This window comes from Oliverpabstia intestinalis (assembly GCF_009696065.1).
Classification (GTDB): Bacteria; Bacillota; Clostridia; order Lachnospirales; family Lachnospiraceae; genus Oliverpabstia; species Oliverpabstia intestinalis.
In genome coordinates this window covers 1-21,789 of record NZ_VUMS01000017.1, presented here as the reverse complement: position 1 = coordinate 21,789, position 21,789 = coordinate 1, and the positions used below count along the sequence as shown (strand labels likewise).

Annotated in this window: 20 protein-coding genes and 1 other annotated feature; of the genes, 5 read left to right on the top strand and 15 right to left on the bottom strand. The window is 45.0% G+C overall.

Features of this window, described 5'->3' with window-relative positions:
* Positions 1-91: 91 nt before the first annotated feature.
* The 5 genes from FYJ57_RS10095 to FYJ57_RS10075 are packed head-to-tail and all read right to left on the bottom strand — an operon-like array spanning position 92 to position 4,149.
* On the bottom strand, positions 92-934 hold the full coding sequence (locus tag FYJ57_RS10095; RefSeq protein WP_154432538.1) for a histidinol-phosphatase HisJ family protein: 843 nt from the start codon (positions 932-934) through the stop codon (positions 92-94).
* A complete protein-coding gene (mnmA, locus tag FYJ57_RS10090; RefSeq protein WP_022170803.1) occupies positions 931-2,004 on the bottom strand; it encodes a tRNA 2-thiouridine(34) synthase MnmA in 1,074 nt (357 codons plus the stop codon). The genes FYJ57_RS10095 and mnmA overlap by 4 nt, the downstream gene beginning before the upstream one ends.
* Positions 2,004-2,444: a Fe-S cluster assembly scaffold protein NifU gene (nifU, locus tag FYJ57_RS10085; RefSeq protein WP_022170802.1), complete on the bottom strand. Its 441-nt coding sequence runs from the start codon at positions 2,442-2,444 to the stop codon at positions 2,004-2,006. Before nifU ends, mnmA begins: the two co-directional genes overlap by 1 nt.
* A 41-nt stretch (positions 2,445-2,485) precedes the next feature.
* Positions 2,486-3,670, bottom strand: coding sequence for a cysteine desulfurase NifS (gene nifS, locus FYJ57_RS10080; RefSeq protein WP_154432537.1), 1,185 nt, complete (start codon positions 3,668-3,670; stop codon positions 2,486-2,488).
* A 14-nt stretch (positions 3,671-3,684) separates the two neighbouring features.
* The gene (locus tag FYJ57_RS10075) at positions 3,685-4,149 is read right to left on the bottom strand and encodes an RrF2 family transcriptional regulator (RefSeq protein WP_022170800.1); all 465 of its coding nucleotides are present in this window, start codon (positions 4,147-4,149) and stop codon (positions 3,685-3,687) included.
* Between the two features lie 146 nt (positions 4,150-4,295).
* Here FYJ57_RS10075 and FYJ57_RS10070 point away from each other — a divergent pair, with 146 nt between their 5' ends.
* A complete protein-coding gene (locus tag FYJ57_RS10070) occupies positions 4,296-5,807 on the top strand; it encodes a putative polysaccharide biosynthesis protein (protein ID WP_154432536.1) in 1,512 nt (503 codons plus the stop codon).
* Here the strand turns inward: FYJ57_RS10070 and FYJ57_RS16285 are convergent.
* On the bottom strand, positions 5,785-5,871 hold the full coding sequence (locus FYJ57_RS16285; RefSeq protein WP_328597466.1) for a DUF6783 domain-containing protein: 87 nt from the start codon (positions 5,869-5,871) through the stop codon (positions 5,785-5,787). The genes FYJ57_RS10070 and FYJ57_RS16285 overlap by 23 nt on opposite strands.
* On the opposite strand from FYJ57_RS16285, the gene FYJ57_RS16280 reads away from it, so the two are divergent.
* On the top strand, positions 5,836-6,138 hold the full coding sequence (locus FYJ57_RS16280) for a DUF6783 domain-containing protein (RefSeq protein WP_328597465.1): 303 nt from the start codon (positions 5,836-5,838) through the stop codon (positions 6,136-6,138). The genes FYJ57_RS16285 and FYJ57_RS16280 overlap by 36 nt on opposite strands.
* Before the next feature lie 163 nt (positions 6,139-6,301).
* Here FYJ57_RS16280 and FYJ57_RS10065 read toward each other — a convergent pair whose 3' ends face one another.
* From FYJ57_RS10065 to FYJ57_RS10055, 3 genes are all read right to left on the bottom strand, one after another.
* The gene (locus FYJ57_RS10065; protein WP_022170798.1) at positions 6,302-7,336 is read right to left on the bottom strand and encodes a 3-deoxy-7-phosphoheptulonate synthase; all 1,035 of its coding nucleotides are present in this window, start codon (positions 7,334-7,336) and stop codon (positions 6,302-6,304) included.
* A 16-nt stretch (positions 7,337-7,352) separates the two neighbouring features.
* Entirely contained in the window at positions 7,353-8,240 is an 888-nt protein-coding gene (xerD, locus tag FYJ57_RS10060) for a site-specific tyrosine recombinase XerD (RefSeq protein ID WP_154432535.1), read from the bottom strand.
* Between the two features lie 199 nt (positions 8,241-8,439).
* Positions 8,440-9,027, bottom strand: a complete 588-nt coding sequence (locus tag FYJ57_RS10055) for a stage II sporulation protein M (protein ID WP_154432534.1) — start codon at positions 9,025-9,027, stop codon at positions 8,440-8,442.
* 140 nt (positions 9,028-9,167) lie between these two features.
* Between FYJ57_RS10055 and FYJ57_RS10050 the strand changes: the two genes are divergently transcribed.
* Entirely contained in the window at positions 9,168-10,100 is a 933-nt protein-coding gene (locus FYJ57_RS10050; protein ID WP_154432533.1) for an AraC family transcriptional regulator, read from the top strand.
* Between the two features lie 96 nt (positions 10,101-10,196).
* Positions 10,197-11,873 (top strand): alpha-glucosidase, encoded by a 1,677-nt coding sequence (locus FYJ57_RS10045; protein ID WP_154432532.1) that lies wholly within the window; start codon positions 10,197-10,199, stop codon positions 11,871-11,873.
* Positions 11,874-11,992: 119 nt separating this feature from the next.
* On the opposite strand, the gene FYJ57_RS10040 is transcribed toward FYJ57_RS10045, so the two are convergent.
* Positions 11,993-13,189 carry a D-alanyl-D-alanine carboxypeptidase family protein gene (locus FYJ57_RS10040; RefSeq protein ID WP_154432568.1) on the bottom strand — a complete coding sequence of 399 codons (1,197 nt, stop codon included), beginning with the start codon at positions 13,187-13,189 and terminating at the stop codon, positions 11,993-11,995.
* A gap of 354 nt (positions 13,190-13,543) precedes the next feature.
* Here FYJ57_RS10040 and FYJ57_RS10035 point away from each other — a divergent pair, with 354 nt between their 5' ends.
* Positions 13,544-14,839, top strand: coding sequence for a CapA family protein (locus tag FYJ57_RS10035; protein ID WP_154432531.1), 1,296 nt, complete (start codon positions 13,544-13,546; stop codon positions 14,837-14,839).
* Between the two features lie 59 nt (positions 14,840-14,898).
* On the opposite strand, the gene FYJ57_RS10030 is transcribed toward FYJ57_RS10035, so the two are convergent.
* The 5 genes from FYJ57_RS10030 to FYJ57_RS10010 form a co-directional block, all read right to left on the bottom strand.
* Entirely contained in the window at positions 14,899-15,492 is a 594-nt protein-coding gene (locus tag FYJ57_RS10030; protein ID WP_154432530.1) for a putative ABC transporter permease, read from the bottom strand.
* 195 nt (positions 15,493-15,687) lie between these two features.
* Positions 15,688-15,864 carry a 30S ribosomal protein S21 gene (gene rpsU, locus FYJ57_RS10025; RefSeq protein WP_004222305.1) on the bottom strand — a complete coding sequence of 59 codons (177 nt, stop codon included), beginning with the start codon at positions 15,862-15,864 and terminating at the stop codon, positions 15,688-15,690.
* A gap of 155 nt (positions 15,865-16,019) precedes the next feature.
* Positions 16,020-18,659 (bottom strand): alanine--tRNA ligase, encoded by a 2,640-nt coding sequence (gene alaS, locus FYJ57_RS10020; protein WP_328597464.1) that lies wholly within the window; start codon positions 18,657-18,659, stop codon positions 16,020-16,022.
* 140 nt (positions 18,660-18,799) lie between these two features.
* Positions 18,800-20,020: a tyrosine--tRNA ligase gene (tyrS, locus tag FYJ57_RS10015; protein ID WP_154432528.1), complete on the bottom strand. Its 1,221-nt coding sequence runs from the start codon at positions 20,018-20,020 to the stop codon at positions 18,800-18,802.
* A 126-nt stretch (positions 20,021-20,146) separates the two neighbouring features.
* Positions 20,147-20,398 (bottom strand) — a binding site (T-box leader).
* A 106-nt stretch (positions 20,399-20,504) separates the two neighbouring features.
* The coding region (locus tag FYJ57_RS10010; protein WP_154432527.1) for a sirohydrochlorin cobaltochelatase at positions 20,505-21,789 on the bottom strand (1,285 nt) is incomplete at its 5' end.

Below are 21,789 nucleotides of genomic sequence, written 5' to 3'. Positions count from 1 at the left end.
AATAAAATTTGTGAGGTTTCTATAAGATTGTTAAAGAAACATCAACCTGTAATTATTCTACCTAATTTGCCTGAAAAATTCAAGCATATTTTCAAATTTTCACCAAAACTTTTCTGAATTCTGGTTTCCCCTTTCTGAACACTGTATAAGAATCGAATCCACAGTCAGACAGTAATTCCGGAAGTCGGTCAAATCCATAGCCCAGATACTCCGGCACATGACCGTCGGAACCGACTGTAATCAGTTCTCCGCCCATTTCCCGGTATCTGCGGATCACATCCGGGTGGGGATTGGTAAAGCCAAGCATTCGAAGACCTGCTGTATTTACTTCCAGTGCAATCTGATGACTGATCAGATACTGCAGGATTGCATCGATTTCCTGTGAAAATCTCTCATAGGAATAATATTTGTCTTTCTCTTTCCCGTAGCGCACCGCATAGTCCAGATGTCCCAGTGTATGGATTTTCGGTGCTCTTTTTAAGTTTTCCAGAGTTGCCCGGAAGTATTCACGATACGCCTCTTCATCCCCCATTTCTTCATATATTTTTCCAAAATAAGGATCTTCTCCGTGGATCAGATGCATGGAACCAATGACGAAATCAAAAGGATATTTTTCAATATAGGCCTGCTGGCGGTCTTTCAGATGCTCCTGCATGCCCAGTTCCACACCAAGGCAGATGCGGATCCGGTCTTTGTATTCTTCCTGTAGCTCCAGTACCCGTTTTACATAGGCATCCGTATCCAGTTCGAATTCTCCCTCCGGATAATCCATATCCATATGATCTGTAAAACAGATATGATCCAGTCCCAGTGCGATGGCACGTTCTACCTGATCTGTGATTTTTGTCTCGCTGTCCGACGAAAATTCCGTGTGGATATGACAGTCTGCAGTTATTCTTCCTCCATATGGAATGGTTTCTTTCCGGCTCGTCATACAATGGTTCCCCCTCCCAGCACATACTCTCCCTGGTACAGTACCAGTGCCTGTCCCGGTGTCACTGCCCTGACCGGAGTATCAAAGTGGCATTCCAGTAAATCTTCACCGATTCGTTTTACTTTGCAGGTATCCCCTCTGTGATTATAACGAATCTTTCCGAGAGCTCCGATCTCTTCCGGAATGTCTTCCACTGCCATAAAATTCAGGCGGTTCGCCCGCACAGTGGTCGTAAACAGATCTTCGTTACTTCCAAGAACCACTTCATTGGTTTCCGGGCATATCTTCTGTACAAATACCGGTTTTCCAAGCGCGATATTCAGTCCTTTTCTCTGTCCGATCGTATAACGGGTGATTCCTTTGTGACGTCCGAGAACTTTACCGTCTTTGTCCACAAAATTACCTTCCGGCACTTTTCCCTGACCGTACCCGTCGATAAATCCTGCATAATCGTTATCATCCACAAAGCAGATCTCCTGAGAATCTTTTTTGTGTGCGGTCGGAAGTCCGATCTTTTCTGCCATGACACGGATCTGGTCTTTGGAGTACTCACCTACCGGCATCAGTGTCCGCTTTAACTGTTCCTGTGTCAGATTGTACAGTGCATAGGTCTGATCTTTTGCCGCAGTCACAGAATTGCGGATCGCATATCTGCCGTTTGGCAGCTGCTCGATTCTTGCATAATGTCCCGTGGCAATATAGTCCGCACCGATGGCAAGACTTCTTTGCAGCAGGGACTCCCATTTTACATAGCGGTTGCAGGCGATACACGGATTCGGTGTGCGGCCGTGCAGATACTCATCCACAAAATAGTCCATGACATTTGCCTTGAATTCTTTTTTGAAATTCATAACATAATATGGAATATCAAGGATCTGCGCCACTCTTCTGGCATCGTCAACGGCAGAAAGGCCGCAGCATCCCCCGTTTTCTTCCTGGATCAGCTCCGGCTCGTCCTGCCAAATCTGCATGGTTACTCCGATCACATCGTAACCCTGTTCTTTTAACAGCCAGGCTGCCACAGAGGAGTCAACTCCTCCGGACAGCCCTACAACTACCTTTTTTTTCATTAATATTCTTCCTCTTCGGTCTCCCCTTCACTGATATCGGACTTCGGTTTGCTTAAGCCTTCGATCTTGATGTGATGTTTCTCCGCATAATCCCACAATGCTGCGTGGATGGCTTCCTCAGCCAGCAGGGAACAGTGTACCTTTACAGGCGGCAGTCCGTCCAGTGCTTCCATAACAGCTTTATTAGTTACTTCCAGTGCTTCCTGAATAGTTTTTCCTTTTACCAGTTCAGTGGCCATACTGCTGGTTGCAACAGCTGCACCACAACCGAATGTTTTGAATTTGCAATCCTGAATGATACCGTTGTCATCGATATCCAGATACATTCTCATGATATCTCCACATTTTGCATTACCTACGGTACCTACACCGCTGGCGTTTTCGATTTCCCCTACATTTCTCGGATGCTGAAAATGATCCATTACTTTTTCACTATACATATCTATATTTCCTCCGTATATTCGTATGTTAATCTTTTTTATTATTTATTCTGTTTTTTCATAAAGTCTTCGTACAGCGGAGACATGCTTCTCAGACGCGCTACGATACCTTTGATCTGCTCAACCACAAAATCTGCATCTTCTTTTGTGGTTTCCTCACTCAGCGTCAGACGCAGAGATCCATGTGCGATCTCGTGAGGCAGCCCAATGGCCAGCAGTACATGAGAAGGATCCAGAGATCCGGAAGTACAGGCGGAACCACTGGATGCACAGATACCTGCCATATCCAGCATGATCAGCAGAGATTCTCCCTCGATAAACTGGAAGCTGAAGTTTACATTGTTCGGCAGACGCAGTGTTGGATGTCCGTTCAGTTTGCAGTACGGGATCTCTTCCTGGATCTTTTTGATCATGTAATCTCTTACTTCGATTTCTTTTGCGGTACGTTCTTCCATGGTACGAAGTGCACGTTCTGCTGCCACACCGTATCCTACGATACCCGGTACATTTTCTGTTCCGGCTCTTCTTTTTCTCTCCTGAGCACCACCGTGAACAAAGGAACGCAGTTTCAGTCCTTTGCGGATATACAGACATCCGATACCTTTTGGTCCGTTGATCTTATGTCCGCTGGAGCTTAACATATCAATATTGCACTCATCTACATTGATCGGAATCTGACCAAATGCCTGTACGGCATCTGTATGGAATAAAATACCATGTTCTTTTGCAATAGCACCGATCTCTTTGATTGGCTGCAGAGTGCCGATTTCATTGTTTGCTGCCATTACAGAAATCAGGATGGTCTCCGGTGTGATAGCCTTCTGCAACTGATCCAGATCTACAACACCATTTTCATCTACATCGATGTAAGTGATCTTTGCGCCCTGTTTTTCCAGCCATTCGCAGGTATGCAGGATCGCATGATGCTCGATCTTTGTGGTGATGATGTGGTTTCCTTTTGATTTATATGCTTCATAAGTAGCTTTCAGTGCCCAGTTATCAGACTCGGAACCACCTGCGGTAAAGTAGATGTCGTTCGGATTTGCTCCGATGACAGATGCTACCTTTTCTCTTCCTTCTGTTACGGCTTTTTTGCTGATTCCTGCCAGTTCATATACGCTGGACGGATTGCCATAGTACTCCGTAAAATACGGGAGCATCGCCTCTACTACTTCCGGTGCAACTTTTGTGGTTGCCGCATTATCCAGATAAATAATTTTCTTCATGATGATTTTGCCTCCTATCCCTGACAGCCTGCAGGCTGTACCTGTCCTTTTTCTTTCAGTTTTTTACTCTCTTCCACCAACTGGTTGAGATACATGGTATCCACTGCATGAGTAATTCCTTCGTTGATGCGCTGCCATACATATCGCGTCACACACAGATCTGCATTTTCGCAGCCACCGTTTCCTTCTTCGCCGTTTGCCGGACAGGTTACTGCCCGCAGATCTCCTTCCAGTGCACGAAGAATATCTCCAACCGAGATACCGATTGCCGGTCTTGCCAGCTGGTACCCTCCGTTGGCTCCCCGGATGCTTTTCACCAGTCCTTCCTTTTTCAAACTGGCCATCAGCTGTTCAAGATAACGCTCGGAGATGTTCTGCCGATCCGCTATACTCTGTATAGACACCGGTTCTTTTTCACTATATACAGCCAGATCGATCATCGCTCGGAGACCGTATCTGCCCTTCGTTGATAATTTCATGTTGCCTCCCTTCCGGAAGTTTCCTTTGGTCTTTCAGATTCCCTAGTAATCTACTGGGATATGACCCTTTGTCAATATAACACGACTCCCCGGTTCTGTCAAGGCTGGCAGCCTCATATATTTTAAAAAAAGCCCCGGAGCTTGTTATGTTTTCTTCTGCGAAGCATCCTGTCCTCACCGGTACTGCCATCCTCACCTGTGCGGGTATCTTGAGCCGCCTGATTGGCTTCTTTTATAGGATATTCCTATCCCGCACCATTGGTGCACAGGGTCTGGGAATCTACCAGATGATTTTCCCGGTCTATGCCTTCTGCCTCTCCGGTGTCACCGCCGGCATTCAGAGTGCCTTATCCCGCTGCTGCTCCGCCGCTTTATCCAAGGGAAATCCGAGAAAGGGATGGGTATTTTTCCTGAGTGGCAGCGGACTTTCTGTGGGACTTTCACTGATCGTGTCCTTTTTTCTGTACACCCGCGCACCCTGGATCAGCCTTCATATCTTACATGAGATCCGATGCTGTGAACTTCTGCAGCTGCTTGCTTTCAGTCTGCCCCTCTGTTCCATACACACCTGTATCCACGCCTGGTACTTTTCCGCCCGTCAAACCACAGTTCCGGCTGTATCGCAACTGCTGGAACAAATTGCCCGGGTGAGTTCTTCTTATGTTATTTACCTGATTTTTCTGGAACAAGATCTTACCCCGACACCCATTCTCGCCGTTGGCGGCATACTTTTCGGGGAGCTGACAGCCTGCTTCTTCTGTGTTCTCTGTCTCGCATTCCAAAAACCTGCCCACAAAGGCACTGCCGGCTTTCACGTCCGCTCCTGCCTTAGGGAAATTCTTACATTATCTGCCCCACTCACTCTGAACCGGATGCTCGTCAACCTTCTTCAGAGCACCGAAGCTATCCTCATCCCCGGAAAACTCGAAGCATCCGGACTCTCAAACACGCAGTCCCTCAGCCTGTACGGTGCACTGACCGGTATGGCATTACCCTTTATTTTATTTCCTTCTGCGATTACTTCCGCCCTCTCCACGATGCTCCTCCCAACCATCGCCGGTCAGCAGGCAGCCGGAAAAGAAGATGCCATTATCCGCTCTACCGAACAAACGATTCAATACTGCCTGTGGCTCGGCTTTCTATCAGGAGGAATCTTCTTCTTTTTCGGAAAAAAACTGGCACTGATCTTCTACAGAAACCCGGACGCCGGCATCTTTTTACAGATCCTGGCATTCCTCTGTCCTTTCCTCTATCTCACCGCCACTCTGACCGGAATCCTGAACGGCCTGGGACACACCGGCCAATGCCTGATCCAAAACCTCGCCGGCCTTGGAATCCGAATCCTCTTCGTGACCTTCGCAATCCCCCACATGGGAATCCGCGGCTACCTCTTCGGACTGCTTTTAAGCCAGCTTATCATTACGGGATTAAACCTGATCTTTTTACATAAAAGTGTAAAATTTCGATTTCCGGCAGTAGAATGGATCGTCCTGCCCTGTTGTGGAATGATCCTTGGATGTGGATGCGGTCTGTTTCTCTACCGCATACTGTCTGAAATGAAAATGAGTGGATATATTGCACTGTTCGGAAGCGTTCTTATAACCGGAGGAATATTCCTGCTGATGATGAAATTATTCAACCAAAAAACTCCATGCTAGAGCGTGTCTGAAAAAGGCTTATCGTGAGCTGCGAGTCCCAATTTGTAGGAGATTTTATCCGAATGAGGGCGGCGTAGCGGGCTACGGCAACCGAATGAGAGTAAAATATACCACAAAGCGGAGCTTACAGATTGCGGAAATGATTTTTCAGACCCGCTCTAGCCATGTTTCTCTTACATATCATAAAACAGTTTTTTATAACACACGAACTTTTCAGATTTACTCTGTGCCTTCTTTTTCACACCATTCACAAACGACTTTTCGTTTATCTCAAAAGCATCACAACAATTTTGGATTCACCGAGTCCAAAATTCTCGAAACCACTTTATAAACCAAACTTAACGTCGTTTGCCAAAACCAGTGGCTGGCTTGTGATCCATGGGTGGACAACACTTTTTGGGCGTTCAAAGTTGCCCTGCCCAAGTTGTCCACCCATGGATCGCAAGCCAGCCACGTCCCCTTAGCCAACTACTCTTATTTTTTTGCTTTTTATCCTAACAAAGCTCCGCAATCGTATGCAGCAGCTCTCTCGAATCCTCCCAGCCCAGGCAAGGATCCGTAATTGATTTTCCGTACACGTGATTCTCACATCCGATCTTCTGGCTGCCCTCAACCAGATAACTCTCGATCATCACGCCCTTCACCAGCTTCTTAATATCCCCGGAAACATTTCTGCTGTGAAGCACTTCTTTCACAATACGGATCTGCTCCTTAAACTGCTTGTTCGAATTCGAATGATTCGCATCCACGATCGTCGCCGGATTCTGCAGATCTCTCTCATTATATTTTTCCAGCAGGAACTGCAGATCCTCATAATGATAGTTCGGGATCGCATTGCCATGTTTATTCACTGCTCCGCGAAGAATTGTATGAGCCAGCGGATTGCCGTCCGTCTCAGCCTCCCAGTTTCTGTAGATAAAGTTCTGTTTGATCTGTGCTGCCACAACAGAATTCAGCATCACAGACAGATCCCCACTGGTTGGATTTTTCATACCCACTGGAACATCCATACCGCTTGCTACCATACGATGCTGCTGATTCTCTACAGAGCGAGCTCCAATAGCAACATAAGAAAGAATATCATCCAGATATCTCCAGGTTTCCGGATACAACATTTCGTCGGCGGCTGTCAGACCCGATTCCTCGATGGCACGCATATGCATCTTACGGATAGCGATCAGACCATGCAGCAGATCCGGTTTCTTCTCCGGATCCGGCTGATGAAGGATCCCTTTGTAACCCTCTCCGGTTGTTCTCGGTTTGTTTGTATAGATTCTCGGGATCAGGATCAGCTTATCTGCCACTTCTTCCTGTACCCTGGACAGACGGTTGATATATTCACAAACTGCCTCTTCGTTATCTGCGGAACAAGGTCCGATGATGACCAGAAACTTATCGGACTCTCCGGTAAATACTTTTCGGATCATCTCATCTCTCTCCGCTTTGATCTGTGCCACTTTCTGTGTCACCGGATAATCAGCTTTGATCTCCGTCGGTGTTGGCAGTTTTTTCAACAGTTGAATACTCATAATAATTTCTCTCCTCTTATTTCCTCGGGTGTGCTTTGGTATAAACATCCCTGATTTTATACACATTCATATTCAGATACATCTGCGTTGTCGATATATCCGAATGTCCCAACATCTCCTGCACACTTTTTAAGTCTGCTCCGTTCTGGATCAGATGTGCAGCAAACGAATGCCGCAGAGTATGCGGCGTAATATCTTTCTCGATCCCGGCAGTCTGTGCATAGTGTTTCAGTACTTTCCAGAATCCCTGTCTGCTCATCGGTTTTCCCGAACAATTTGTAAAAAGCACTTCGCTTTCCTGCTCCTTCAGGAACCCGTTCCGCACTGTATGCATATATTGCTGTAATGCCTTTTTTGCCTGGCTTCCAAAAGGGATCACCCGCTCACTGTCCGTATCCCGACAATTAATATATCCCATCGCCAGATTCACATCCGACATTTCCAGATGGATCAGTTCACTGACCCGGATTCCGGTGGCATACAACAGTTCCAGCATTGCCCGATCCCGCAATCCTTTCGGCGTCCTGTCCGACGGCTGACGGAGAAGCAGATCCACTTCCTCCACAGACAAAATCTGTGGCATCTTTTTTTCTACCTTGGGTGGATGCAGATGATCTGCCGGATTATTTTCTATGAGATGTTCCTGATACAGATACTGGAAAAACGCACGCATGGAAGCTACGCTTCTCGATACCGTAGACGCTGCAAAATGATTCTTTTCCAGATACAACATATAAGAATTCAGACTGGTTTCCGTGATATCCTGTACCCGGGTAATCTGATGTGCTTCCTGAAAATACTGCATCATTTTCCTCAGATCTCTCTCATAGGACACCACCGTATTGCCGGACATTCTTTTTGTATTATGTAAATAAGATATAAATATTTTTATCTCTGTTTCCATATTTTCCCGTGTCCTCATTGTATAATGATAGAGCAAAAACCTCACCTGTTTTTGCATGTAAATTTATTATAACTGTGTTTTTTCAGAAAAGCAAACCCTTATTTTTCAGATTTATCTCTACATTTCCCAATTTTCATCCAAAACTACAACATATCGAACGCTTAAATCTTATGTCTACCATATCTTGTAAAATATTTTCTCAGCATAATCGTCCCAGAATCCATCTCATCCATACCGGATGAATATATGCTTCAAAAACAACACCTGAAAGACACAGAATCATTGCGATCAGACCGGTCAGAAAATAGATTCTTATTACTTTTACCGGTTTCTTCCAGATATTTCCCCCTTCTTTGTAAATTTTTGTCATCAACAGTGCAACTGCAGGAAAATATACAAAAGCCTGTGGAAATAAAGAACCTGCAAAAATCAGGAATCCCTCCAGTCCAAGTTCCAGAATCAAAAGGCTTCCCACCGCACCTGCAAGAAATCCCATCCAGGCTGCCGCTGCCACCACAATAAAGTGCGCGGCACCTGTAAGTCCCGTCAGTATAAAAAACAGAACTGCAAATATTCTGTTTTCCAGAAGATAACAGAAATATTCTGTTGATTTTCCTTCTTTCTTTTTAATCTGCGTCAGTGCATACAATTCTAATATCTGATTTTGTCCGTTTCGGCACGGATATGCAAGATTGGCAAACAGGATCCCGCCTGCCATTCCAAGAGCAAAACATCCGGCAAGAAATCCCAGCACTATCCACATCTCCCGCTCCCAGATTCTTTTCATTTTTACCCCTCCTATGTATCCTATGATAGAAAAGACCCGTTTAGTATGATAAGATAGACGTATCGCAACTGTTCGGTTTTTAGTGGAATACTATCTTCCGGATAATTACCAAATAATTTTATCAGCAGGAGGAACTTTATATGAATCAGACATCTCAGCAACCGTCTCTGAAAGAAAAGCAGTCCCACGGTACACGCCTGTTTCCCTGTGCTTATTATCATTTTTGCAATCCCAGTCACCGTCTTCGTGTCCGCCATCACTGGCATGAGGAGGTTGAAATCGTTTATCTTCATCACGGTTCTTTCAAACTGGATATCAATATGGAACCTTACGGAACTGACCGGGAATGTTTTTTATTTATTAACAGCGGAGAACTTCATTCTCTGCGTTCCCTGAGTATGGAATTTGATGAACAGGCAGTTGTTTTCTCACCATCTATGCTCCTTTTCCAGGATTATGACTCGATCGATGAATCCATTTTACTTCCACTGACGCAGAATAAGCTGACATTTCCCCGTTTTCTCGATCAGACCAGCCCCTTTTTTTCTGCCTTCCGCAGCTGTTATCAACAGATCAGTCATATTTTTTCGCGAAGCAAAGAAACTCTGATCACCGGCGAACAGATTCTTACGGATGATGTCATCTCTCAGCTGCAGATCAAGGCAGGGATACTTCAGCTCATCGGGATTCTCATGGAAGCCGGTTTGATGTGCCAGTCACCCAGAACAGAAAGTCAGAAGATCACAGCCATCAAAACCGTGCTTTCTTATATCACGGATCATTACCATGAAAAACTGTATGTGCAGGATCTGGCTTCCCAGGTAAATATGAACGAACAGTATTTCTGCCGCTTTTTCAAACGTTCTATCGGGAAAACTCCCATCGATTTTATTAACGATTACCGTTTGAATAAGGTCATCCGGCTGTTAGAGACAGGTGATGCACAGATAACAGAAATCTGTCTGGAATGTGGATTCAATAATATGGGGAATTTTCAGCGACTTTTCAAGCGGAAAACCGGAATCACTCCTCTGCAATACCGAAAATTATATCTTTCCAAAAAGTCAGAATAATATACTTTTTAATCAGTTTTTCGGTGTTTTTTCTCCTCATCATTGTCTATAATGTCACTAAATAATTCACAGGCCATACACAAGGAGGATTCTACAATGTTAAAGAAAAAATGGTGGCACGAAAAAGCCGCATATCAGATTTATCCAAAAAGCTTTTACGATACCAATGGCGACGGTATCGGTGATCTGAAAGGTGTGATCAGCAAACTGGATTATCTTAAAGATCTGGGAATCGATATCATCTGGCTCTCCCCGATCTATTGTTCTCCACTGGCAGATCAGGGATATGATATCTCCGATTATTATGATATCGATCCAAGATTTGGAACCATGGAGGATATGGACGAACTGTTAAAAGAAGCAAAATCCCGTAATATGTATATCGTTATGGATCTGGTTGTCAACCACTGTTCCGACGAACACGAATGGTTTAAAAAAGCCTGCGAAGATCCGGACGGCGAATACGGTAAATATTTTTATATTGCAGATGCCAAGGATTACAAATTACCAAACAACTGGCGTTCTTATTTCGGCGGTCCTGTATGGGATCTTCTGCCGGGACACACCGACAAATATTACATGCATGTCTTTCACAAAAAACAGCCGGATCTGAACTGGGAGAATCCCAAACTCCGGGAAGAAATATACAAAATGATCAACTGGTGGCTGGATCGCGGTGTAGCCGGCTTCCGTATCGATGCAATCATGAACATTAAAAAGCCGAATATTTATACCAGCTATCCTGCAGACCGTGATGACGGGCTGGCAAGCATCGATAACATGCTTCATGATGCGGAAGGTATCGATGACTTTCTGCATGAGATGAAAACAGAAACATTCGAAAAACATCAAGCATTTACTGTAGGTGAAGTATTTACCGATCGCCCGGATGCTCTGGAAGCATTTATCGGAAACAATGGCCACTTCTCTTCCATGTTTGATTTTGCCGAAACCATCGCCGGCAAATCCGATGACGGATGGTACAAATGCAAACCGGTTGTATGGGGTGAGGAATACAAAAAAGCTGCTTTCGGTACCCAGAAACGCCTGGGGGATATCGGATTCATCTCCAATATCATCGAAAATCATGATGAGCCTCGCGGTGTCAGCCACTATATCCCGGAAGCAGACGTCAGCGACACCAGTAAGAAAATGCTTGCCGCTGTCAACGTTATGCTCCGCGGACTGCCTTTCATCTATCAGGGACAGGAACTTGGTATGACAAATGTTGTTTTCCACTCCATAGATGAAATTGATGACTGCAGCACCCTCGATGAGTATCAGGTAGCACTGGACGCCGGACTGACTCCGGAATCCGCTTTCAAAGCTGTTGTTCCTTATAGCCGTGACAATGCCCGTACTCCATTCCAGTGGGATGCAACTGCTAACGCAGGATTTACCACAGGAACCCCATGGCTGAAAGTGAATCCGAATTATACCGATATCAATGCCGCTGAACAGGCAAACCGCCCGGATTCCATGTATCACTGGTACAAAGAGCTGATCGCCCTCCGCAAGAATCCGGAATACAAAGATGTGGTTGTATACGGCGAAGTTGTTCCATACAAAGAAGAACAGACCAATCTGATGGCTTATTACAGAAAAGGCACAGACAGAACTCTGCTGGTAGTTGCCAATTATCAGCACGATGCTCAGGACGTTGTTCTTCCTGGAACTTACAAAAAAGTGCTGATGAACAATCTGGACACACTGGATCTTAACGGAGATATCCTTCATATGCCAGGTTATCAGGCAGTAATTTTCGAGATGTGATGATTCTGATACGTTCTGCGCAGATCGTAATGTAAACCAGGAACCGATACTGTTACTTTTTCAAAACTGACGGGAAAACAGTTTTCTGTTTCATTCCCGTCAGTTTTTGTATCAAACAGTTACCTGTCTGCCGAATAATCATCGCCCTTTATCATTCTCTTTCTGATATGTTTGATATAATCCCACAGACCTGCCTTTTTTACAGATTTTGCAGCCACTATATCCGTTTTGCCAACCACCTTTCCATCCAGCAAATACTGTGCTTCGCCAACGATATCTCCTTTCTTTACCGGTGCTTGCAGATTCTTCATATACACAATTTTCTTTTCTATCTGCGAAAGATTTTTCCCTTCTGTATCCAGATACCGGAATTCCCCTGTATATCGGCATGCCACCTCCGCTTTCACGCCTCCTTTTATCGGTACCGGATCCGGGTTTATCCTGTTTTCATCCAGATAAAGATCACAATTTCCAAACCCATAATCAAGCAAGGCTGCCGCATCTTTAAATCGCACCTTGGCATCCGGCGCACCCATGACTACCGCAAGCAACGTCATGTCTCCCCTCTGTGCAACTGCTGATACACAGTATTTTGCCACACTGGTACTTCCGGTTTTCAGACCAACGCACCCTTCATAACTGCGAATCAGCTTGTTGGTATTGGTCAGGCAGAATTCTTTCTCTCCCTGTGCCGTTCTGTGGATAATATTTTCCATCCAGATAGAGGAATACTCAAGGATACGGGGAAAGCGGGTAATCAGTTCTCTCGAGACAATTGCAACATCAGAAGCCGTGGTATAATGTTCCTCGGAATCTGTAAGTCCGCAGCAGTCCTCAAACTGTGTATGTAGCATGCCAAGCTCTCCGGCTTTTTCATTCATTCTTTTGACAAATTCTTCCTCGCTTCCCGCAAGATGTTCTGCCATTACCACGGATGCATCATTCCCCGATGCAACTACGATACATTTGATCAGGGTCTCCACTGTCTGTTTTTCTCCCTCTTCCAGAAAAACCTGAGATCCCCCCATGCTTTTTGCATAGGCACTGGTTACCGCCTCTTCCTCCAGCGTGATCTGTCCGTCTTCCAGTGCTTCAAAAATCAGAAGCAGAGTCATGATTTTTGTAATGCTTGCCGGACTTCGCTGTTCTTCTCCGTTTTTTTCGTATAAAACAGTTCCTGTAGATGGTTCCATAAGTACCGCTCCCGGTGCGCTGATCTCCGGCGCCGGCTGTACAGCACCCTGGATTTTCACCGGACAGATTTCAGCCATTATCAGCATCAGAAGTAATACCCATGTGATAATTCTTTTCTTCATCATCTTTGCCCGTTTCTGATCTTTGTTTCACTATATGCCGGAACATCTGCTTTTTGCACGGGAATATGAATAGTAACCTGTTCTTTACTTTTTTTATACAATTTGCTTGAGATTTTCTTGCCACTTTCTTTCTTTTTGTGTATAATAGTTATATTTATATGTCAGCTAAAGAAAATCAATAACTGTTCAGTACCCTAGCAGTTACGAGTCAATATGCATTTCTAATCACCTTCGGTGATGCTTGACTTGTATGTCTCGGGATCTTGGTAAAACACATGCCAAAACACCTTGCGGAATGCTACCTGCTGAATAGTTACAATAATTATTACAGAATGAGAAACAACGAGGAACTTTATGGATACACCTAACACACAAAACAATACCAGCCGGATGCGGGAATCACGCAAACTGGAACAAAAACGGAAACGCCAGCAACAGGTCCGGCGTCAAAAGATATTTCTTGCCTGTTCCTGTCTGATCCTGACTGCCGGAATCGGTTTATTCGTCACACTCTATCACAATCATCAAAGGGCCGCCGCCCAGGAGGCCGAACTCCGGAAACAGATAAAACAAAAGCAGATAGCTGAGCTGCAAAAACAGCAGAAACTGGAAAATAATACCATTCATTTTGTCGCCGTCGGCGATAATCTGATTCATCAGGGAATCTATGAATCTGCAGATACCACACAGACCGTATGGAATTATGATCACCTGTATGAACACATCCGGGATGATATCTCTGCCGCAGACCTCGCCGCAGTCAATGAAGAAAGCATCTTTGTATCCGATCACGCAAACATTTCTTCTTATCCCGCTTTCGGATCCCCTGTGGAAATCGGTGATGCACTTGTTACCGCCGGATTCGATATCGTGGAACAGGCAAACAACCATGTTTTTGACAAGGGAATCACTGGTATTACCGATACTATCCGATACTGGGAAACCAGTCACCCGGAAGTTGCTCTCCTCGGTATCCATGATTCCGCAGAAAGTGCCGGTGAAATCACTACCATCAGTTGTAAGGATGTTACTTTTTCCCTTCTCAACTACACAACTACAGTAAACAATGAACCTTACGATGAACTTCCGGATTATGCAGTTGATCTTCTCCGCACAGATCAGGTAATATCCGATGTCAAAAAAGCAAAGGAAATCAGTGATATGACCATCGCCTTTCTTCACACCGGAGCAGAATATTCCACTGAACCAGATACTGAGGAGAAAACATTTCTCCAGTTGCTGTTACATCAGGGTGTCGATATTGCCATCTGTGCCCATAGCCATACGCTACAGAATTTTGAGACACTGACAGATGACAGCGGACATCAGATGTTGGTCTATTACTCTCTTGGAAACTTTATTTCCACGCAGAAAGAGCCTATCTGTCTCCTTGGCGGCATGGCAGATATTACCATTGTTCGGGATCCGGTCTCCGATGCTCTTTCCATCCGTAATGCTGATCTGGTTCCTCTGGTTACTCATTATAATCATGATCAGAATATCTATACCGTTTACAAGCTTTCCGATTACACCGAGGAGCTCGCTGCCTCCCATGGTGTTCATGCCGAAAGCACAGAACCTTTCACTCTGGAAACTTTACAGGAACAATATAAAAAGGTGCTGACTCAGGATTATCACACCCTGGGTTAGCACCCGTTTTTTACTCATTCTGTGACTGTTTAGTATCCTCACAGTTACCTGCGGAATAGTTACCTCATTTTTCCAATATGAAAACCGACACGTTCTTTCATCTCTTCCACTTTTCTCGGCATTCTGTTCATTTTCGCTTTGAACAGATGCAACGAAAAATCAAATGTATAGATCACAACCACAACTGCCGCCAGGTTTCTGCCAAATCGAACAGAATAGCTGTCGGATACGAAGTTTACAAATCTCTGCAGGAAGCCAAACATAGAGATTGTATAGAATCCCCACGCTATAGTACTCTCCAGACAGATCACACCTTTATAATTAAAAGGTTTCTCCGTATAATCCCACCAGACCTGTCCAAACAGATTTCGCATAAGCACTGCCGTAATATATTCAAGCATCGTAGCAAGAACCGCGCCCGCCAGATAAAGCACCACATATTGGCCTTCCAGCGGACGAAGCATGCCATACACTGACAAAGCTCCTACTGCATAGATCGGACAAAAGGGTGAAAACGCAAATCCGCGGTTAGTCAGTTTCCTGTTACAAAATGACATATAGATGGATTCCACTAGCCACCCCATGAAACTATACAGGATAAACCATTGGATAAAATGATACAGATCCGTGCCATACACTGCATGTGTCCACATAGAAAATTCCCCTCATTTCTTTTTCTGCACTTATCGGCAGATTTCTATTCTGCGAAAATTATATCATATGCCTTTGCAAAAGACTATACAGATTTCAAATCTTAAAGAAATTATAAGATTTGAAAAATATATACGTAAAAGAGGGATCCTGCTCGCAGTATCCCTCTTCTCATGGCTTACGCCAATGTGCACATATTAATTATATTTACGTTTTCTTGCAGCTTCAGATTTTTTCTTACGACGAACACTTGGTTTCTCGTAATGCTCTCTTTTGCGGATTTCCTGCTGAATGCCTGCTTTTGCACAGCTACGTTTAAATCTACGCAGAGCACTATCTAAAGTTTCGTTTTCTTTTACGATAACGTTTGACATAGTCTCACACCTAACCTCCCTCCAGTTGTAGATTGTGCATAATACAACTGTTTGGGTATTTTATTGCACTGGTATTTATTATAACAGATTTTTTTATTTCGTCAACTGGTTTTTTGAAATTTTTCCGGTTTTTTTGTTGTTTTTCCGGACTGGAATTATTTCAGCTGTCCCTCTACCAGTTCTGCTACTTTTGCGATAGCTTCTGGAATCTTATCCGGGTTCTTGCCGCCGGCCTGTGCCATATTCGGACGTCCACCACCGCCGCCTCCGACGATTGCAGCCGCTGCTTTGATCAGATTACCTGCATGTGCTCCTTTATCCATAGCACCCTGTGTTGCCATGACAAGAAGGCTTACTTTGCCATCTTTGGCAGATGCCAAAACTACCACACCTTCACCCAGTTTTTCTTTCAGCTGATCGCCCAGGTCACGCAGTCCATTCATATCTACGCCATCAACGGCAGATGCCAGAACTTTCACACCTTTTACTTCCACAACCTGATCCATAACATTTCCCAGAGAATCCTGAGCCATCTTACTCTTCAGAGATTCATTTTCACTCTGCAGTTCTTTTACTTCTTTCTGCAGATGTGTGATCTTTTCTGTGATCTCAGCAGGACTGGTCTTCAGTGTTTTTGCGATTGTATGCAGATTTTCTTCCATCTGACGATAATATTCGATCACGTTGTTACCTGTCAGTGCTTCGATACGACGAACACCTGCCGCAACACCTGCTTCGGATACGATCTTGAACAGTGTAATATTCGCTGTATTTGCCACATGAGTACCACCACAGAGTTCTACAGAGAAATCGCCCATGGATACCACACGTACCTCATCACCGTATTTCTCACCGAACAGTGCCATAGCACCTGTTTTCTTAGCTTCTTCGATACCCATGATCTGTGTGGTTACCGGCAGTGCAGCCTGGATCTCTTTATTTACCAGAGCCTCTGTTTCTGCAATCTCTTCCGGAGTCATTGCCTGGAAGTGTGCGAAATCGAAACGCAGTCTGGTCGGATTAACCAGAGAACCTTTCTGTTCTACATGAGCACCCAGAACTGTTTTCAGAGCTTTCTGTAACAGATGGGTTGCGCTGTGGTTCTTACAGGTATCTTTTCTTTCCTGCTCGTCTACTTTCAGAGTTACTTCTTCTCCACCGGAGATCATACCGGATTCCATCACACCGACATGACCGTATTTGCCGCCACGAAGTTTGATGGTATCTTCTACACGGAATACACCGTTTGCAGTGGTGATCACACCGGTGTCACCTTCCTGTCCACCCATGGTAGCGTAGAACGGTGTCTTTTCTACAAAGATGGTTCCTTTCTGACCTTCCATCAGTGAATCCACGATCTCTGTCTCTGTGGTCAAAACAGTTACTTTGGAGGCAGCTTCCAGTTTGTCATATCCGTCAAATTCGGTTGTGATATTGCGGTCGATCTCATCGTATACAGTTGCATCTGCGCCCATATAGTTGCTGACTGCACGGCTTTCTCTTGCACGTTTTCTCTGCACTTCCATCTCTTCTTTGAAGCCGTCCTCATCAATAGTGTATCCTTTTTCTTCCAGAATCTCTTTCGTCAGATCGATCGGGAATCCATACGTATCATACAGACGGAAGGCATCGGAGCCTCCAAGGACGGACTTTCCTGCTTCTTTCATCTCGGCTTCCAGATCGGCGAGAATCTTAAGTCCCTGGTCAATGGTCTTGTTGAACTGACTTTCTTCGTTATGCAAAACGTTCAGGATAAAGGTTTTCTTTTCTTCCAGTTCCGGATATCCATCTTTGGATCCTTCGATGACAGTCTCACTCAGTTTCTCCAGGAACGGTCCTTCGATACCAAGAAGACGTCCGTGACGGGCTGCACGACGGATCAGACGGCGAAGAACATAGCCTCTTCCTTCATTGGTCGGCATAACCCCATCAGAGATCAGGAAGGTAGCGGAACGCATATGATCCGTGATCAGACGGATGGATACATCGTCCTCGTGATTGACACCATAAGTTTTTCCGGCAACTTCACAGACCTTATTTCTCAGGGCACACAGTGTATCTACATCAAAAATAGAATCTACATCCTGAACAACGACAGCCAGACGTTCCAGCCCCATACCGGTATCGATATTTTTCTGTTTCAGAGTCTCATAATGACCTTCCCCGTCATTTTCGAACTGGGTAAATACGTTATTCCATACTTCCATATAACGGTCGCAGTCACATCCTACAGTACAGCCCGGTTTACCACAGCCGTATTTTTCTCCACGGTCATAGTAAATCTCAGAACACGGACCGCAAGGACCTGCGCCGTGCTCCCAGAAGTTGTCTTCTTTTCCGAAACGGAAGATTCTGTCAGCCGGAACACCAATTTCTTTATTCCAGATATCAAAGGCTTCATCATCCTCTTCGTATACAGACGGATACAGACGATTCTCATCCAGACCTACCACTTTGGTCAGAAATTCCCAGGACCATGCGATGGCTTCGTGTTTGAAGTAATCACCAAAAGAGAAGTTACCAAGCATCTCGAAGAAAGTACCGTGACGGGCTGTCTTTCCTACGTTCTCGATATCACCGGTACGGATACATTTCTGGCAGGTAGCCACACGGGTTCTCGGCGGAATCTCTGCTCCGGTAAAATACGGTTTTAATGGTGCCATACCTGCATTGATCAGCAGAAGGCTGTTATCATTCTGGGGTACGAGGGAAAAGCTGTTCATTACCAAATGACCTTTGCTCTCGAAAAAGTCCAGAAACATCTGACGAAGTTCGTTTACTCCATACTTTTTCACTGTATGTTCCTCCTCATATTTATTGCTGTCAGAAGCTCCACGATTCCGGAGCTTTTCCAGAAACATTCCGGAGCTTCCACAATTTTTCTCTATCTTTCTACTTTAGCACAATTGTGATGCCCGTGCAAGTGACACCTTTCTTATAAGCAGATTTTCATGAATTTTTTCTTACCACGTTTTACAATAAGACCTTCTTCTGTAATATCTTCTTTTTTCACGTTGTAACGGATATCTGTAATTTTCTCTCCGTCTACGGATACACCTCCCTGCTCGATGGCACGACGTCCTTCAGAACGGGAAGTTACCAGACCGGCTTTACACAGCAGAGAAATCAGGTCGATGGCACCATCCTGAAAATCATCGGCTGCCAGTGTTGTGGATGGCATATTAGCTGCATTACCCGCAGAGAACAGTGCTCTTGCGCCTTCCTGTGCTTTCTTTGCTTCTTCCTCACCATGTACCAGGGCAGTCAGTTCGTAAGCCAGGATCTCTTTTGCCTGGTTTAACTGGCTTCCTTCCCATTTATCCATTTCGTCAATCTGCTCTAACGGCAGGAAAGTGAGCATACGGATACATTTGAGGACATCGGCATCTGCCACATTTCTCCAGTACTGATAAAAATCAAACGGAGAAGTTTTGTTTGGATCCAGCCATACCGCACCGGACTGTGTTTTACCCATTTTCTTTCCTTCAGAGTTTAACAGCAGGGTGATGGTCATGGCACATGCGTTCTTTCCTAATTTACGGCGGATCAGTTCGGTACCACCCAGCATGTTACTCCACTGATCGTCTCCGCCAAACTGCAGGTTACAGCCGTATTTCTGGTACAGCATGTAGAAGTCATAGCTCTGCATCAGCATGTAGTTGAACTCCAGGAAGCTTAATCCTTTTTCCATACGCTGTTTGTAGCATTCTGCGGTAAGCATACGGTTTACAGAGAAATGCGGTCCGATCTCACGCAGGAAATCTACATAGTTTAATCCTAACAGCCAGTCTCCATTATTTACCATCAGTGCTTTTCCGTCAGAGAAATCAATAAAACGCTCCATCTGTTTTTTAAAGCAGTCACAGTTGTGCTGAATAGTTTCCTGTGTCATCATCTGACGCATATCACTTCTTCCGGACGGATCACCAACCATGGCAGTACCTCCACCGATCAGTGCAATCGGTTTGTTTCCTGCCATCTGCAGACGTTTCATCAGGCACAGTGCCATAAAATGTCCTACATGCAGACTGTCTGCAGTCGGGTCAAACCCGATGTAAAAAGTCGCTTTTCCATTATTGATCAAATCTTTAATTTCTTCTTCGTCGGTTACCTGGGCGATCAGACCACGGGCAACTAATTCGTCATAAATTGTCATGATAAACTTTCTCCTTTTATGTTTATTTAGAACAAAGAATGTGTCTTGGCACATTCCCGCGGAACATTTTTTACTTTACGGGAAAGCAATTTCCTGTAAAATAAGAAAACCTGGCCTCGCCCTTTTTTATAGGACGGAAGCCAGGTTCCGTGATACCACCTAATTTCACAGAAGGTTCGCACCTCCTGCCTCTGTAAGTACAGGTAAATCTATACTCTGACCCGTATAACGGAGGTCCTTCCGTTGCAGCCTACCAGCACGATGCGTTCGGTGCAAAGCTCAAAGATGTATTCACAGAAAGTTCCCCGCGGGCCTCTCACCAACCGGCTCCTCTCTGTGCGGATGCTTGCTGCTACTGGTTCTTATCAATGCATTTTCTTATGAATCAATCATATGGATGTAGTATACAAACTTCTGCTTTTTTTGTCAAGGGGCTGATTTGCCGTCAAAGTTACTACCCGCTCCGTTTTCGGTAACTATTTCCTTACTCTGCCTTCACCGGGTCACTTACGCTTACTTCGTGGTCATACCATTTTCCTTTTGTTCCGACCAGTGCCAGATCAAAGGTTTCATCCAGTGCTTTTACCGGAACATCAAAGCCATATACTTCTTCTGTACTTCCGTCATCATAGGTGATCGTATCGGTTGTTGGCTGCAGAAGTTCTGCACCGTCTTTCTGTGCATCTGCTGCTTTTCCCACATACAGGTTTACGATATTCTTAGATACCAGGCTGATATGGATCGTCATTTTTCCGTCTTTTACTGTCAGGATACCTTTTCCGTCATTTGCTTCGTTAACATGGAACATTCCACTGTCTGTGTCAAATTCTGCTTCATAAGTACCATCTTCCAGTGCGCCGGATGTTTCCTCTGACTCTTCGGAAACAGCTGCATCATTTCCATCCATTGCAGCTTTGGTATGTGCTACATACAGATCCTGGATGGCAGCGATCTCTCCCAGTCCTGCGATCTGAGTATCAATCTTGTCAAATGCTCCTGATGCCTCGAACTGGCTCTTCCAGGAATCCTCATCATCTCCGGCCATATCGTTATTTGCATGGTCTCCGGCTACTACCATCAGCGGACGAAGCACTACTTTTTTGTATCCCGCTTCTTTGATCTTTTCGATCACTGCTTCACATGCAGTATCTTCCGGTTTTCCTTCTACGGTACCGATAAATACATTGTCATATCCCAGATCATTCATCTGGCTCTGCATCTGGCTGTAGCTGATCTTTGCAGTGTGAGAAGTTCCGTGTCCCATGAATACAAATGCGGTTCCGTCTGCTTCCGCAACTTCCAGACTGTCGTATCCGGCTGTTTTCACTGCTTCTGCCGTGATGGCTTCTGCTACTGCTTTTTTGTCATCATTGACTGCATCGTCACTGTCCCCAACTTCTCCTAACAGTGGTTCTGCGATGGTTACGGATTCAAATTTATCTTTGTAGCTTTCTACTGCTTCTGTCAGTTCGTCATACTCAGCGCCATGCATCAGATGGGTCGGCTGTACAACCAGGTTCTTTACACCATTGTCTACGGCACGCTGCAGAGCCTGATCCATATTGTCGATCTTCTCGTCATCACGGGCCTGTACATGGTTGATGATGATCTGTGCGGTAAAGGCTCGTCTTACGGACCAGTCCGGATATGCGGTCTGCAGGGCTTTCTCGATACCTCCGATATCTGCTGTACGGCTGTCATTGAAAGAAGTACCGAAACTTACTACCAGCAGTTCGTTGTCACCGATGTCATCTCCGTTTAACGGATCG